At 65.6% G+C, this 14,048-nt stretch carries 13 protein-coding genes and 1 tRNA gene; 8 read left to right on the top strand and 6 right to left on the bottom strand.

Going from position 1 to position 14,048, the window contains the following annotated elements; genetic code table 11:
* Positions 1–12 precede the first annotated feature (12 nt).
* The 4 genes from OOZ63_RS23445 (at position 13) to OOZ63_RS23430 (ending at position 3,300) form a co-directional block, all read left to right on the top strand.
* Complete coding sequence (locus tag OOZ63_RS23445; RefSeq protein ID WP_266008059.1) at positions 13–1,518, top strand: aldehyde dehydrogenase family protein; 1,506 nt, start codon at positions 13–15, stop codon at positions 1,516–1,518.
* Positions 1,519–1,544: 26 nt separating this feature from the next.
* Positions 1,545–2,534: a DUF1338 domain-containing protein gene (locus OOZ63_RS23440; protein WP_266008138.1), complete on the top strand. Its 990-nt coding sequence runs from the start codon at positions 1,545–1,547 to the stop codon at positions 2,532–2,534.
* Positions 2,535–2,629: 95 nt separating this feature from the next.
* A tRNA-Leu gene (locus OOZ63_RS23435) sits at positions 2,630–2,714 on the top strand.
* Positions 2,715–2,775: 61 nt separating this feature from the next.
* Entirely contained in the window at positions 2,776–3,300 is a 525-nt protein-coding gene (locus tag OOZ63_RS23430; protein WP_266008058.1) for an MOSC domain-containing protein, read from the top strand.
* Here the strand turns inward: OOZ63_RS23430 and OOZ63_RS23425 are convergent.
* Entirely contained in the window at positions 3,266–4,231 is a 966-nt protein-coding gene (locus OOZ63_RS23425) for an AraC family transcriptional regulator (protein ID WP_266008057.1), read from the bottom strand. The two genes, OOZ63_RS23430 and OOZ63_RS23425, sit on opposite strands and share 35 nt — an antisense overlap.
* Before the next feature lie 33 nt (positions 4,232–4,264).
* On the opposite strand from OOZ63_RS23425, the gene OOZ63_RS23420 reads away from it, so the two are divergent.
* Positions 4,265–5,149 (top strand): SDR family oxidoreductase, encoded by an 885-nt coding sequence (locus OOZ63_RS23420; RefSeq protein WP_266008056.1) that lies wholly within the window; start codon positions 4,265–4,267, stop codon positions 5,147–5,149.
* Positions 5,150–5,158: 9 nt separating this feature from the next.
* Complete coding sequence (locus OOZ63_RS23415; protein ID WP_266008055.1) at positions 5,159–5,530, top strand: HU family DNA-binding protein; 372 nt, start codon at positions 5,159–5,161, stop codon at positions 5,528–5,530.
* Positions 5,531–5,602: 72 nt separating this feature from the next.
* On the opposite strand, the gene OOZ63_RS23410 is transcribed toward OOZ63_RS23415, so the two are convergent.
* Both OOZ63_RS23410 and OOZ63_RS23405 read right to left on the bottom strand, forming a co-directional pair.
* Positions 5,603–5,908 (bottom strand): antibiotic biosynthesis monooxygenase family protein, encoded by a 306-nt coding sequence (locus OOZ63_RS23410; protein WP_266008054.1) that lies wholly within the window; start codon positions 5,906–5,908, stop codon positions 5,603–5,605.
* Positions 5,905–6,828: a hypothetical protein gene (locus OOZ63_RS23405; protein WP_266008053.1), complete on the bottom strand. Its 924-nt coding sequence runs from the start codon at positions 6,826–6,828 to the stop codon at positions 5,905–5,907. Before OOZ63_RS23405 ends, OOZ63_RS23410 begins: the two co-directional genes overlap by 4 nt.
* A gap of 136 nt (positions 6,829–6,964) precedes the next feature.
* Here OOZ63_RS23405 and OOZ63_RS23400 point away from each other — a divergent pair, with 136 nt between their 5' ends.
* Positions 6,965–8,053 carry a sensor domain-containing diguanylate cyclase gene (locus OOZ63_RS23400; RefSeq protein WP_266008052.1) on the top strand — a complete coding sequence of 363 codons (1,089 nt, stop codon included), beginning with the start codon at positions 6,965–6,967 and terminating at the stop codon, positions 8,051–8,053.
* Positions 8,054–8,058: 5 nt separating this feature from the next.
* Here OOZ63_RS23400 and OOZ63_RS23395 read toward each other — a convergent pair whose 3' ends face one another.
* From OOZ63_RS23395 to OOZ63_RS23385, 3 genes are all read right to left on the bottom strand, one after another.
* The gene (locus OOZ63_RS23395) at positions 8,059–8,889 is read right to left on the bottom strand and encodes an alpha/beta fold hydrolase (protein ID WP_266008051.1); all 831 of its coding nucleotides are present in this window, start codon (positions 8,887–8,889) and stop codon (positions 8,059–8,061) included.
* A gap of 54 nt (positions 8,890–8,943) precedes the next feature.
* The gene (gene prsT, locus OOZ63_RS23390) at positions 8,944–11,676 is read right to left on the bottom strand and encodes an XrtA/PEP-CTERM system TPR-repeat protein PrsT (RefSeq protein WP_266008050.1); all 2,733 of its coding nucleotides are present in this window, start codon (positions 11,674–11,676) and stop codon (positions 8,944–8,946) included.
* A 162-nt stretch (positions 11,677–11,838) separates the two neighbouring features.
* A complete protein-coding gene (locus tag OOZ63_RS23385; protein WP_266008049.1) occupies positions 11,839–12,753 on the bottom strand; it encodes a PEP-CTERM sorting domain-containing protein in 915 nt (304 codons plus the stop codon).
* 200 nt (positions 12,754–12,953) lie between these two features.
* Between OOZ63_RS23385 and OOZ63_RS23380 the strand changes: the two genes are divergently transcribed.
* The gene (locus tag OOZ63_RS23380) at positions 12,954–14,039 is read left to right on the top strand and encodes a DUF748 domain-containing protein (RefSeq protein WP_266008048.1); all 1,086 of its coding nucleotides are present in this window, start codon (positions 12,954–12,956) and stop codon (positions 14,037–14,039) included.
* Positions 14,040–14,048 lie beyond the last annotated feature (9 nt).

Genomic DNA, 14,048 nt, shown 5'->3' with positions numbered 1-14,048 from the left:
AGAATCCAGACCATGACGAATCAAACGCAAGACCTGCTGAGCGCCCTAGGCGTTCCCGCTGCCGCCTACACCGGCGGCACCCTGAACGTGCGCTCGCCTATCGACGGCGCGGTGCTGGGCGCCGTGCACCAGGCCAGCGCGGCCGAAATGACGGCCGCCGTCGGCCGCGCCCACGCTGCCTTCATGCAATGGCGCACCGTGCCCGCGCCCAAGCGCGGCGAGCTGGTGCGCCTGTTCGGCGAAGAGCTGCGCGCCCACAAGGCAGACCTGGCCCGCCTGGTCTCGCTGGAGGCCGGCAAGGTCACGAGCGAAGGCGAGGGCGAGGTGCAGGAGATGATCGATATCTGCGACTTCGCCGTCGGCCTGTCGCGCCAGCTGCATGGCCTGACCATCGCCAGCGAGCGCCCCGGCCACCGCATGATGGAGCAGTACCTGCCGCTGGGCGTGGTGGGCATCATCTCGGCCTTCAACTTCCCGGTCGCCGTCTGGGCCTGGAACTCAGCATTGGCCCTGGTCTGCGGCGACAGCTGCCTCTGGAAGCCCAGCGAGAAGACGCCGCTGACGGCCCTGGCCACGCAGGCGCTGTTCGAGAAGGCGGTAGCCCGTTACGAAGGCGCACCGGCCTATCTGTCCCAGGTGCTCAACGGCGGCGCTGTCGTCGGCGAGGCCATGGTCGACGATGCCCGTGTCGCGCTGGTGTCCGCCACCGGCTCGACCCGCATGGGCCGCGCGGTCGGCCCGCGCGTGGCTGCGCGCTTCGGCCGTTGCCTGCTGGAGCTAGGCGGCAACAATGCCATCATCGTGACCCCCAGCGCCGACCTGGACCTGGCCGTGCGCGGCATCCTTTTCGGCGCTTATGGCACGGCGGGCCAACGCTGTACGACGACGCGCCGCGTCATCGCCCATGAGAGCATCCATGACGATCTGGTGGCTCGCCTGGATCGCGCGCGCGCGCAGCTGAAGATCGGCTCGCCCGTCGATGCCGGCAATTTGATTGGCCCGCTGATCGACAAGCAAGCCTTCGATGCGATGCAGGCCGCGCTGGCCGCCGCGCGCGAGCAGGGTGGTGAAGTCAGCGGCGGTGACCGAGTGCTCGCTGCCCAGTATCCCGAGGCCTGGTACGCCGCACCGGCCCTGGTGCGCATGCCTGCGCAGACCGCCATCGTCAAGCACGAGACCTTCGCCCCCATCCTCTACACGCTGAAGTACGAGACCCTAGATAAGGCGATCGCGCTGCAGAACGAGGTGCCGCAAGGCCTGTCCTCGGCCATCTTTACCAACGACATCCGCGAGGCCGAGACGTTCATGAGCGCGGCCGGCTCGGACTGCGGTATCGCCAACGTCAATATCGGCACCTCGGGCGCCGAGATCGGCGGCGCTTTTGGCGGCGAGAAGGAGACCGGCGGCGGCCGCGAGTCAGGCTCCGATGCCTGGAAGGCCTATATGCGGCGCACGACCAACACGGTCAACTATTCGCGCTCGCTGCCGCTGGCGCAGGGCGTGAAGTTTGATGTTTGAGGGATATTGCAATGACTGAATCCGGGCTGAGCCGCCTGCTGAGCGCCTTGCTGGGCGAGGGGGCGACGCAAGAGACGTTGACTCAATTGCAGGTGATGCCGGCACTGCTGAAGCCGGTCCGCGACACGGTGTCGCGGGCGGAGTTGGCGCAGGCACTGAACATGGCGCTGTTTCGTGATCTGCTCGCGCGAGTGCCGGCCGGTGCCGCCTATGTGGCCGACTGCCAGCGCGCCGGTGAGCGCGTGGTATTCGACCATGGTGCGCTGCGCACCGTGGCCTGGCCGTGCGGTGGCTTGCCGCCCGGCGAGGCGGCGATCACGCGGGTGCTGCGACCGCTGGGTTATGCCCACGCCGAGACCTATCCGTTGGCACGACTGAAGATGACCGGCCGCAGCTGGCGACATGAGGACTTCCCCGAGGATATCGCGCAGTTCTTCGTCTCCGAGTTGCATCCCGAGCAGTTCTCTCCTGGCTTCCAGGCGGCTGTGAGCCGCGTCATCGGCGCCTCGCGCGATCCGCTGTCCAGTGCCGATTTGGCCCTGCTAGAGCAGCTGGCGCGAGATAAGGTACTGCCCTGGAATGCCGCGCTGTCCTTGGTGCCGCGCCTGCTGGGCTGTTTCGAGCGCCAGCACCCGCTGTTCGCGCTGGCCGACTACCAGGCCCTGCTGGCCGAGTCGGCCGAGATGGCCTGGATCGCGACCGAGGGCAATGCCTTCAACCACGCGACCGACCGTGTCGCCGACATCGAGCTGCTGGCCGATACCCAGCGCGTGATGGGCCGGCCGATCAAGGACAGCATCGAGACCTCGGCCTCTGGCCGGGTACGCCAGACCGCCTTCCGCGCGGCCCAAGTGGAACGCCAGTTCCTGCATGAGGGTCGGGCCTTGACCCAGGCAGTGCCGGGCTCGTTCTATGAGTTTATCCAGCGCGAACGCGAGGACGATCAGCAGGGCCTGGATCTGCGCTTCGACGCCGCCAATGCGACAGGGATTTTCAAGATGACCTCGGCGGCCTGAGTAACAGATTGGGGCTATGTCTTGCGCGCTTGCAAATTAGCGTGCTATAGTCCGGCCTCTTCGCGCAGTTCGGTGAATGTGCTGAAGGGAAACTAGCCCAGATGGCGGAATTGGTAGACGCACTAGTTTCAGGTACTAGCGGGTAACTCCGTGGAGGTTCGAGTCCTCTTCTGGGCACCAAACAATGAGGGTCAGCACGCAAGTGCTGACCCTTTGCGTTTTCTGGCCCAGACTTCTTGCCATGCCCGACGATCTCCGTTCCCTGTGCCAGCAGTTTCCGCGCCCCGGCCGCCTCGAGGCCATCCTGCTGCGGCCGGCACGCCGCCTTGCCATGATCTCCGTCGAGCAAGTCCTGACCCTTGAGGGGCGGGGCCTGGATGGCGACCGCAGCTCCCAGCGCAGCGGTGGCAAGCGTCAGGTCAGCTTGATCCAGGCCGAGCACCTGCCGGTGGTCGCGGCCTTGAGCGGGAGAGCGAGCCTTGACCCCGCGCTGCTGCGCCGCAACCTCGTGATCTCCGGTCTGAACCTGATGGCCGCGCGCAGTCTCTTTCGCGACCAGGTTCTGCATCTGTGCATTGGCGAAGATGTCGTGCTGGAACTGACCGGCCCCTGCGAGCCCTGCTCACGGATGGAAGAGTTGCTCGGCCCGGGCGGCTACAACGCGATGCGCGGCCATGGCGGCATGACCGCGCGCGTGCTGTGCGGCGGGCTGCTACGGCTTCACGCCGGGGTCAGCGTCCGAGTCGGCCCAGCGCCTGCTCCTTGAGCGTGCGCAGATCGCGGGCTGGCGGCGCGCCGAACATGCGGCTGTATTCGCGGCTGAACTGCGAGGGGCTTTGATAGCCGACCTTGTGCGCGGCGCCGGCCGCATCGATGCCGCCGCCCAGCAGCAAGCAGCGCGCCTCTTGCAAGCGCAGGCGCTTCTGGTACTGCAGCGGGCTCATCGCGGTGACGGCCTTAAAGTGGTGATGCAGCGATGAGGGGCTCATGTGTGCGGCCTCGGCCATTGCCGCGATGCTCAGGGGTTCGGCATAGCGCTCACGCAGCCAGTTGATCGCTCGAGCGATGCGCGCCGCAGAGCCGCCACTGCCGCCCGTCAGCGTCTGTGCCAGCCGCCAGCCTTCGGGGCCGGACAGTAGACGGTAGAGAATTTCTTGCAGTGCAAGCGGCGCGAGCGCGGGCAGGTGCTGCGGAGACTCCAGCAGGCGCAGCAAGCGTAGCACCGGGTCCAGCAGCTCAATGCTGTTGTGGCCGACGAAGACGCCGCGGGTGCTGGACGGATCATCCGTGGGCGGGGCGCTCAGATGGCGCGCCTGCTCGGCCAGCGCCGCCGGGTCGATGTCCAGGCGCACGCACAGATAGGGCTGCTCCTCGGTTGCCTGCAAGACCTGACCCATCACCGGCAGGTCCTGGCTGACAACCAGGTGGTGACTGGCGTCGTAATCGTACAGCTCGTCGGCCAGGTACAGGCGCTTGGCGCCTTGCGCGATCAGGCAGACGGCCGGCTTGTGCAGGCCGTGGTGCGGCTCGCTGGGGGCACTGAGGCGCCACAGGCTGAGGCCGGGCACGGGCGTGGTCTGCTCGCCGTCTTGCGGTGCGAGTGCGGCCAATCGCTGTACCAGTTCAGCCTGGCGCAGCAGCAACTGGACCTGGTACTCACTGGCGTTGGCAGGGTTGAGCGTGGTGGTCGCGGACATGGCGCGAGTCTAGTCAGCCGGCGCGGCCCGCACATGGCCGCGAGAGCAGTTTCGGAGCATTGGGCAAGAAGCCTGCAGGAACGGGCTACCGCCGCGTCGAGACGATTTTCTAGACTGCCGCCCAACCCCGCGCCAATCCGGCAAGCAGGCATCAAGGAGTCGTTCATGTCGTCAGGAATCGAAGGCAAGGTCGTCGCGATCACCGAGGCGGGCGACGGGGGCATCGGCGCGGCCGCCGCCCGGCTGCTGGCTGCGCAGGGCGCCCATGTCGTGCTGGGCTCGCGCGATCGGCCGCAGATCGAGGCCTTGGGGGGGCTCATCGTGCGAGCCGGCGGGTCGGCTCAGTGGCATATCGTGGACGTGACGGACCGTCGCAGCACGCAGCGCTTCATCAGCTTGGCCCACGCCTGGTTCGGCCGGCTGGACGTGCTAGTCAACAGTGCCGGGCTGCTTGCGCCATCGGCGCTTGACGCGCTGCGCATTGATGACTGGGATCGGATGATCGATGTCAATTTACGCGGCGCGCTGCATGGCATCGCGGCCGGCCTGCCGCTGCTGCAGGCGCGCGGCCATGGGCAGATCATCAACATTGTCGAGCCCGACGACGGTAGATCTGCCGTGCACGAAGCCACGCAGCAGGCGCTGCGCGCGATCAGCGAGGGCCTTCGTCGCGAGCTCCCGCCGGCGCTGCGAATCAACTTGCTGCAGGCCGGCCCAGCCACCGCGCAGACCCTGGTTGCGACCATAAAACAAACCGATGGCGCCGATGCCGGTGCGCTTTCCCTGCGACCTTCTGCACGCCAGCACGCACTTGAAACAATTGCAGATCAGCGTTTTCCCGCGTCGTCATCGGGAGACTTGCGTTTTATGAGTGAGAATTGCGCCCGCCCGAGATCGTCGGGCGCCACACAGAATTGAGATCCTGGAATGAACAAAACCGAACTGATCGAGCACCTGGCCAGCAAGCACGAACTGACGAAGGCCGAAGCCGGCCGCATCATCGAAACCCTGCTGGACGCGGTGGTGACCACCGTCAAAAAGGGCGGCGCGGTCACTATCCCCGGGTTTGGCTCCTTCAAGCAGCACGCCCGTGCAGCCCGCACCGGCGTGAATCCCAGCACCGGCGACAAGATCAAGATCGCTGCCGCCAAGCTGCCCAAGTTCACCCCGGGCGCTGGCTTCAAGGCCGCTGTCGATCCGAAGGCTGCCGCTCGCAAGGCTGCCAAGGCCGCTGAGAAGCCCGCCAAGGCTGCGGCCAAGCCGGCTGCCAAGGCCGCCGCCAAGAAGGCCAAGAAGTAAGACGCTGCCAACACGATTGGCGCAGGCCGGACAGCCGCGAGGGTGCCCGGCCTTCTTGCTTCTGGACGGGCCTCAGACCAGGCGCTGCGCCGCAAGCTCGAAGTGCTCGACCTGTGGCGGGCTGGCGAAGAAGGGGCCGACGATGGCGCGCCACTCGGCGAACAGCGGACCGCCGCGGAAGTGCACGGTGTGGTCTTCCAGCGTCTGCCATTCGATCAGCAGCAGATAGCGCTCGGGCGACTCGATGCCATGCTGGACCTGGGCGCGCACAAAGCCCTGGGCCTGCGTGATCACACTGGCGATGCCCAGCTGGATTGCTTCTTCAAATTCGGCCTGCTGGCCGGGCTGGATGCGGATGTCGGCGACTTCGAGAATCATGGTCGGGGCTTTCCTGAGTTGAGGGTGAGCAGCAGCTTGCTGCGCACCAGCGGATGCCAGTATGGCGCCTTGTCCAGCGGCGTGTCGGGCGGCAGCAGAGGGTTGTTCAGCACCATCCAGCGCCGCCGATCGAGACGGGCGCGCGCCAGTTGAGGCCCGATGCGCTGCTCGAACAGGGCGACAAAGCTGCCGTCGGCCAGCGCAAGCTCCCAGCCCCGGCGCAGCCGCTCGGCCAGCTCGGGCCGCTTGGGGCTGACGAAAAAGTAGAAGGCCGAGGGATAGGCGATGGCCCAGCGCTGCAGCACGGTCAGCCCCGGATGGGCATCGGCAATCGGATAGACCTCGATGGCACCGAGCGCGAAAGTGTCGATGCGATCCCGCCGCAGCAGCTCGGCAAATGCTGCCAGCCTGGGCATGCGTTCGACCCGCCAGCCATTGGCCAGGAGGATCTGGCTGTCGGGCCAGTCGCTGACCTGGCCGTGCCGCAGTGAGCGCAGCTGTCCTGGCTGGTCCAACGCATCGAGCTCCGCCGCACGACCGGCCAGCACTACCGGCAGGCGCACGCCCAGCAGGCCGCGATACAGGCAGACCCGCAACGCCAGGCCCTGGACTTCGCGTTCGGCCGAGCTCATTGAGCTCAGCACATCCACTTCGCCGGCCTGCAGCTGCAAGAAGGCGCGGTTTTGTGTCACGACCTCGGTGGCCTGCAGGCCGTAGTCGCCATGGCTTGTCCGGGTCTTGTCGAGCAGCAGCTGTAAAACCTCGAGCTCGTAGGTGATGACCTGGCTGCTTTGCTGCTGGGCCATCGCATGGCGTATGGGCTGGGCGGCGGTCAGGCTGGCGCACAGTGCCAGGCACAGGCCGAAAAACGTCCCGGCCGCCAGCCTGTGGGTGGGGTGATGCGTCGGTGTTGCAGCCATCGGTCGGGTGCGCTGATGCTGCGATTGTGAACCCGGGCCGGGATTTCCTGCACGGGCCAGGTGCCGGCATGCGGCGAGAATCGCAGCCCATCAGCGCCAGCGTCGATGGCGCGAGGGCGATGGATGATGGCTGAGCATGCACCCGAGCGAACTTAGGGCTGAGAACCAGGCCCTGCGCCAGCAGTTGGAAGACATGCTGCGGGAGGCCCGTGCCAACGAGGACAAGATGCGCCGCTTCGACCAGCTGGAGCACCGGCTGATCGCGGCCGGCTCGCTGGGCGAGCTGCTGCGCCTACTGTTGTTGGAGTACCGGCCGGTGTTCGGCATCGAGTTCGTCGGCCTGACCCTGCTGGACACCCAACTGGAGATCCGCAGCATCCTGGACGCCGAACTGCATGAGCACACCGCCTTGCCTGGCCTGCAGCTGCCGCCCACCCTGCGGGCGCTCGATGCGCTGGATCTGGATCAGCGGCCTTGGCTGGGCGCCTACGATGCCATCCTGCACGGCGACTTGTTCGGCGCTGCGCCCGGCATCGCCTCGGTGGCGCTCTTGCCGCTGAGCCGGCGCGGCCAACTGATCGGCTGCCTGCAGTTCGGCAGCAGCGATGCAGCGCGCTACAACAGCGGGGCCGGCACCAAGTTCCTGGAGCGCCTGGCGGCGATCGCCTCGGTCTGCCTGGAGAGCGCGTTGAACCAGGAGCGCGTCAAGCGGGCTGGCCTGACCGATGTGCTGACCGGCGTGCACAACCGGCGCTATTTCGAGCATCGCTGCCTGATCGAGATCAGCCAGGCGCGCCGCCACAGCCAGGCCTTGGCCTGCCTGTTCCTCGACATCGATCATTTCAAGCCGGTCAACGACCGGCACGGTCATGCCGCCGGGGATGCGGTACTGCGCGCGGTGGGGCTCATGATCCAGGGCCAACTGCGCGCCGGTGACACGGTGGCGCGCTGGGGTGGTGAGGAATTCGTCGTGCTGTTGCCACGCACACCTGCCGCTGCCGCCCGCGAGGTAGCTGAGCGCATCCGTCAGCGCATCGCCGACCAACGCCTTCCGGTGGGCGGCGGTATCGAGCTGGCGGTGACCGTCTCGATCGGCCTGGCCATGCTCGAACTCGCCGGCTCGCCGGAAGCCGCGCCGCTGCTGCAGGCGGCCGATGCTGCGCTCTACCGCGCCAAGCAGGGCGGGCGCAACCAGGTGGTCGGTGGGAGCGCCGCGCCGCCCTGAGCGGCTCAGGCGCCGATTTCTTGCAGCAGGACCAGGGTCTGGGCGATCACGGTTTCGGCCTGGTCCTTGTGCGGCGCATGGCCACAGTGCGGCAGCGCGACCAGGCGGGTCGGCGCATGAATGCGGCGAATCGCCTCGATTTGCGCCAGCGTCGCGTACTCGTCGTCCACACCCTGCAGCGCCAGCACCGGGCAGGCCAGCGTTTTCAGATCGGCCTCGATATTCCAGCCGCCCTCGAAGCCCGGCCGCAGCCAGGCGTCATTCCAGCCGTAGAAGGCCGAGTCGGTGTTGGCATGGTGGCGCCTCAGCGCGGCCTTCAGCGCGCTGGGCTCCTGCTCGTAAGCCGTCTTGGCGGCGCGCAGGCCGGTGATCGTGGTCGGCTCGACGAAGAGATGCGGCGCGAGCGCCACCAGGGCGCGCACGCGCGCCGGAAAATAGGCGGCAAACAGCAAGGCCAGTGAGGCGCCGTCGCTGTGGCCGAACAGGAACAGCGGTTCGCACTGCAGCCCCAGCGCATCAAAATAGGCCGGCAGCAGCCCGCGCGCCTGGCGCTGAAGATAGTCTTGCGGCCAGGGCTCGGTGCGCGGCGTGCTGTGCCCGTAGCCGGGGCGGGAGAACAGCAGCCCACGGCAGCCGGCCGCCTCACACAGGCGCTGCGGAAAGTCCTTCCATTGCGACAGCGAGCCCAGGCCCTCGTGCAGAAACACGATCAGCGGGCGCCTCCTGTCGATACTCGGCTCGCTGCGTGACTGGGCACTGAGCCACTGGGACTCGATCTGGATCTCACAACCCTCAAGCCTCAGCGGCTGCAGGAAGATGTCTGTGCGGTGTGGCATAGCCGCATTGTGCGGCGCGCATCCTTGTATCGCTGTTGTTGCACCATCTGGAGTTCAGTGTCTGGAGTCCAGCTTTGCGAGCAACTGCCGCGCCTCGGCCTTCGCAAGAGGGCTGGCCTTTAGCTTTTCCAGCTGACCCAGTGCATCACGAGCCAGGGCAAGATCGCCCGACGCGATATAGAGCTTGGCCATTTCCAGACGCAGAGAGCCCATTTCTGGGGCCATGCTGACAGCCCGGCGCTGCACCTCGATGGCCTTGGACAACTGACCCTCGTGCGCATAGCTTTGTGCCAGTGTGTTCAAGATGGCCGGGTTGTCGGGTGAGGCCTTGAGTGCCCGTTTGGCAAAGTCCGATGCGCCAGGTTTGCTCTGCTTCACCAGCAGCCAGGCGGTGTTGTTCAATGCTTGGGCATCGAGCGGCCGTTGCTCACTAATGCGGCGGTAGTGCTGCTCGGCGTCGGACCAGTTTTCTCGAGCCAACGCGCGCTCGGCCAGATGGTGCAGAAACGGTATGTCGCCAGGATGCCGGGTCAGCCAGCTACTGGCGAATCGTTCCGCCTCAGCTTGACGTGAGTCTGATAGCAGCAACTGATGCAATTGCCGCGCGGCTTGCGCCGCATCGCGTTTGCTGACGGCTTGTCTTAGCGCGAGCTCGGCAGCAGGCTTGTCGCCCATGATGACCCGGACCTCACCCTCCATGGCAAATCCGGCGGCGTCGTCGGGATGGCGCTTCTGTGCCTCTTTGGCCATGGCCAGGGCTTGCGGTAGTTGCTTGTCTCGCACCGCCAACGCGGCTCCAAGACGCAGACCTGCGACGGCACCGGGTTCGGCGTTCAGCGCCTTTCGCACGGCCAACCTAGCTGCAGCGAAATCCTGCTTTTTCATCTGCAACTCAGCCACCCGTAGATGGGGGACCGCGCTTGACGGCGTCATGCCAGCCAGTTGCCCAAAGGTGTTGATGGCTTGCTGAACCTCGCCGTTCGCGCTCAGGGCTTGGCCTAGCGCGTCGTGCAGGGCAGGCTCGCCAGGCAATGCGACCACTGCAGCCTGGGCCGTGGCCACCGCCTGCTTGTAATCTTGGCTGTGCAACTGCAACTCGATCAGCGCTAGCCGGGGTGCGCTCAGATCCGGGTGGGCGGCGATGGCCTCTTTCAACAACTTGGTTGCGGCAGCGACGCCCTCTACGGTTTCGGGTTGCAGTTCTGCAAGCGCCAGCGTGGCCTGCAGATGTGCTGGCTGCTGGGTGCGCAAGGCTTCAAAACGCGCAACCGCCGCTGCGTGCTTGCCCTGTGCTAGCTCAATGCCCGCCAGTCCTGCGATGGCTGGGTAGTGCTGGGGGTTCTTTTGCAGCGCTCGCTCAAATTCCCTTTGCGCGGCCTCAAGCTTCTTTTGCTGCAATAGCACCTGGCCCCGCAACTCATCGACTTGGACCATCTCGGGCTTTTTGCGCGCAAGCTCGTCGATGGCGGCTAAAGCCAGGGGGGCCTGACCGCGAGCCAGATGTGCGCTGATCAGTGCCAGATCTGCATCCCCACCCTTGTCGATGCGGGACAGCGTCCGAAGTTCTTCAAAACCGGCTTCGCCCGGATCCAGCCTGACGCGCGCCCGGGCTGCCGCCAGGGTGATTTCGTTGCTGCCCGTCTGGCGGGCGGCAGCACGCTGGAACAACTGATCGGCGGTCTTGGCATCCCCTTGCATCAGCTTTGCCTGGGCAAGCAAGGGAATAGCTAAAGCAGGCGGAGGATCCCTGTGCATCAGCGGGTTCAGGGTTTCTATCGCGGCCTGGTACTGACCGCTGTGCAGCAGTACCTGCGCCAGCATCAGCCTCGGCATCTCGGCTTGCGGGGCAATGCCGACGGCTCGCGACAGCAGGGCCTCGGCGCGGGCAGGAGACTTCATCGTCAACTCAGCGGCTCCCGCGAGCAGCAGCAACTCGACATTGCCGCCACCGCCACGCAGCAATTCCGTCGTGATGTCGCGTGCAAGCTTGGCGTCCCCGCGCAGCAAGGCCAGTTTGGCCTCGTACAAGCGAGTGCGGGGATTGTTGGGCAAGGCTTTTTGCATGGCCAGCCACTGCCGCTGTGCGGAGGTTGTGTCGGCCCCAGCCAAGTGCAGAGCGATCAGTGCAGCGTGCGCGGACACGGAATCTGTTCGGATTCTCAAGGCCCGATTAAAGGAGTCAACCGCGCCAGAGTTGTCACCCTGCGCATACAACAACTGACCTTGCAACACCCACGCTTGCAGGTTCTCCGGCTCTTTGCGAATCACTGCAGAGACCATCGCCAGCGCTTGAGGTTCGTGGCCTCGCGCCGCCTTGAGGCTGGCTTGCATCAACTGCGCCGGCACATGATCCGGCTTATGCGTCAACGCACTGGCGACTGCTTGCTCTGCCTCTGTCAGGTTGCCTTGCTGGCGAAAGGCAGTGGCGACCAGCGTATTCATTTCTGCCGTTGCACTTGCATCTGCATAACTGGTGTTTGCAAAATCCTCGGTGAGTTGTTTGTAGCGCTGTTGCGCAAGCAGTGCCCTTGCCAGTTGCGGGCCCACGGTTGCCTCAGGCAGCCCCAAACTCAGTGCACGGCGCAACTCGATCTCGGCGGCTGGTACCTCGCCGAGTTCGAGCAGGGCACGCCCGAGCAGAAATCGAAGCTGTGCTTGGTCCGGCTTGACCTGCAACTGATTCTTCAGTTCGATGCTCGCGGTGGCGGCTTCTCCGCCATCGATCAACCGGGCTATCGCGACAGGGTCGGCGGGCGGGGTGCTGTCGCAAGCCTGCAGGAGCCACACCAACGGGCCCAGGAGAGTCCTGCGCAGACTGTGACCTCTAAGCGGGAATCGCAATGCGGGCAAGGTATAGCTCCATTGCAGCGGGTCTGAGTGTATTGGTGAGGCAAAAAAAATAGCCTCGCTCACATAGGCGAGGCTTCAGTGCTGGCAAATACCGGCGGACTAGGCTGTGCGGCGTCGACGAAGCGCCCAGGCACCGGCCAGTCCCAGACTGGCCAAGGCCAGACTTCCTGGCTCCGGCACACCATTGCCTGGGCCACCAGACGCTGCGGCGCAAATAATGGCCTCGAGTTGAGCTTCGACGGTCACATCGGTCAGCGGTCCGGACACGAAGCCGCCGCCGGTGTTCTGGTAGTTGTAGGTCGCGCCACCGGAGGTGATCGAGCCGCCTGTGGCCATTGCCTGGAACAGCGGGCTCACGGCCGCACTCGTCGGATCATCGGCTACCCAGGAGAACAACAAAATGCCGGCCGCCTTGGCGGCCTGATTGGCGACCACGGCAGCTTCATAGTCGGCGGTGTTGACAGGCGAGCCGTCCTGCGTTCCCTCATCGCCTATGGTCACGATAGCGCGGAAATAGTCCTGGCCAGGCGCGGCATCATTGTTCCACTCGTAGTAGTTGACCAGATCGGTCACCACCGGCGCATTGTCCTCAGTGCTGTTGATCAGGCTGCTGCTTACCCCGGGACGGCCGAGGATGTAGGTGCGGGCGTTCTCGTTGAAGACCGAACCTGAGACGCCGTTGATGCCAAAGAAGCGAGCCCGCACATAACAGTCCGTTGTCGGGCAGTTCAGATTCTGAATGGTTGACTGCGCTCTCAGTGCAATGGAGGCAATGTCATCCGACATGCTCGCGCTGGTATCGATAGCGAACACGATGTCCAGAATGCTGGACGCGGTCGCCTGACTCGCGGCATCACCGCCGATCAGCAGTGCCGCATGGGATTGCAACGGGATTGAGGTGGCCACAATTGCGGCTGTGGCAAGCCATGTCTTCAGTTTCAAGGCAGTCTCCTGAGTGAATGAAGCGCAATTGCTCGTCTTAAGCGCGGCTGAGGGCGTGTTCGCATGATGCATGCCATGCTATTTAAGTTATTGATTTATATGAGAGGTTTCAGATTCGAAGAGGCGCTCATTCCTGGCTGTGTAAAGTTTTTTGACACCAAGTGCCGATCAATTCGCTGCGCGCCATGCTGCTGGAGCCAGGGTTCACAAGCTTGAGAGAACCTCCCTACGGTTTTCGCTAGGATGGCGCACCCTGTTTTGCCCTCTTCCTTGTGACCCGCGGCCATCGTCGTTTTGCTGTTCTAGCCTCCATACCGCTGGCGGCCCTGCTCCTGCTGCTCGTTGCCGGCCCCTACCTAGCCGCGTGGCAGCTGCAAACGCGGATTGAGGCCGCACTGGGGCCGCGCGCGACCCTAGGCGGCATCAGCATCGGCTGGAGCGGCAGTGTCGAGTTGCGCGAGCTGCGCATCCAGGCGGCGCCGGGCTGGCCGGCCGAGGACGAACTGCGGGCCAACCGCGTGCACATCCGGCCCGATTTGCGCAGCCTGCTGGGCGGACCCTGGCGCATTGCCAGCGTGTCGGTCGAGGGCGGCTTTGTGTCCGCGCAGCGCGGTCGCGACGGCCGCTTGCGCCTGCTGCCGGCCCTGCTCGACGAGCGCGCTGGCCGGGCGCAGGCGCCAAGTGAAGACCCCACCCCGGTACCGGCGATCGAAATCGACGAGATCAGCATCATCGACGGCGGCCTGGCTTTCTTCGACCACTCGGTGCGCCGCCCAGCGCTGCAGCTGCGCATCGAGCAGCTGGCGGCCAAGCTCGGTCCGCTGAGCTTGCCTGCGCTGGACGACGCGGTGCAGATCGAGCTTGGCGGTGTGTTCAAGGGTCCGCAGCGTGACGGTCGCATCGAGATTAAAGGGCTCTACACCCCGTCCAGCCACGATGCCGATCTGCGCGCGCGCTTCAGCGATGTGGACCTGCTGGCGCTGCAGCCCTATCTGCTGAAGGTGGCCGAGGCCGGCGTGCGGCGCGGCACACTGGACCTGGTCGTCCATGCGACGGTGGTCGGCGAGCGGCTGCGCGCGCCCGGCACACTGACCTTGACGAATCTGGAGCTGGCCAGCGGCGGCCCCTTGGCCACCTTTGCCGGCGTACCGCGCCAAGCGGTGCTGGCCGCGATGACGCGCGATGGCCGCCTGGAGGTGCGCTTCACGCTCGAAGGCCGTCTCGACGACCCGGCGTTCTCGCTCAACGAAAACTTGGCCACCAAGCTGGCCTCGGGTCTGGCCGAGACGCTGGGCGTCAGTGTCTCTGGTGTGGTCAAAGGGCTGGGCGGATTGGTGAAAGGTTTGTTCGGGCGCTGAGTCGCTAGC

Origin of the sequence: Paucibacter sp. PLA-PC-4, from assembly GCF_026241155.1 — a bacterium.
In the GTDB taxonomy this organism is placed as follows: Bacteria; Pseudomonadota; Gammaproteobacteria; order Burkholderiales; family Burkholderiaceae_C; genus Roseateles_E.
Note: the sequence above shows the minus strand (reverse complement) of the source record. Positions and strands in the feature narration are given on the sequence as shown.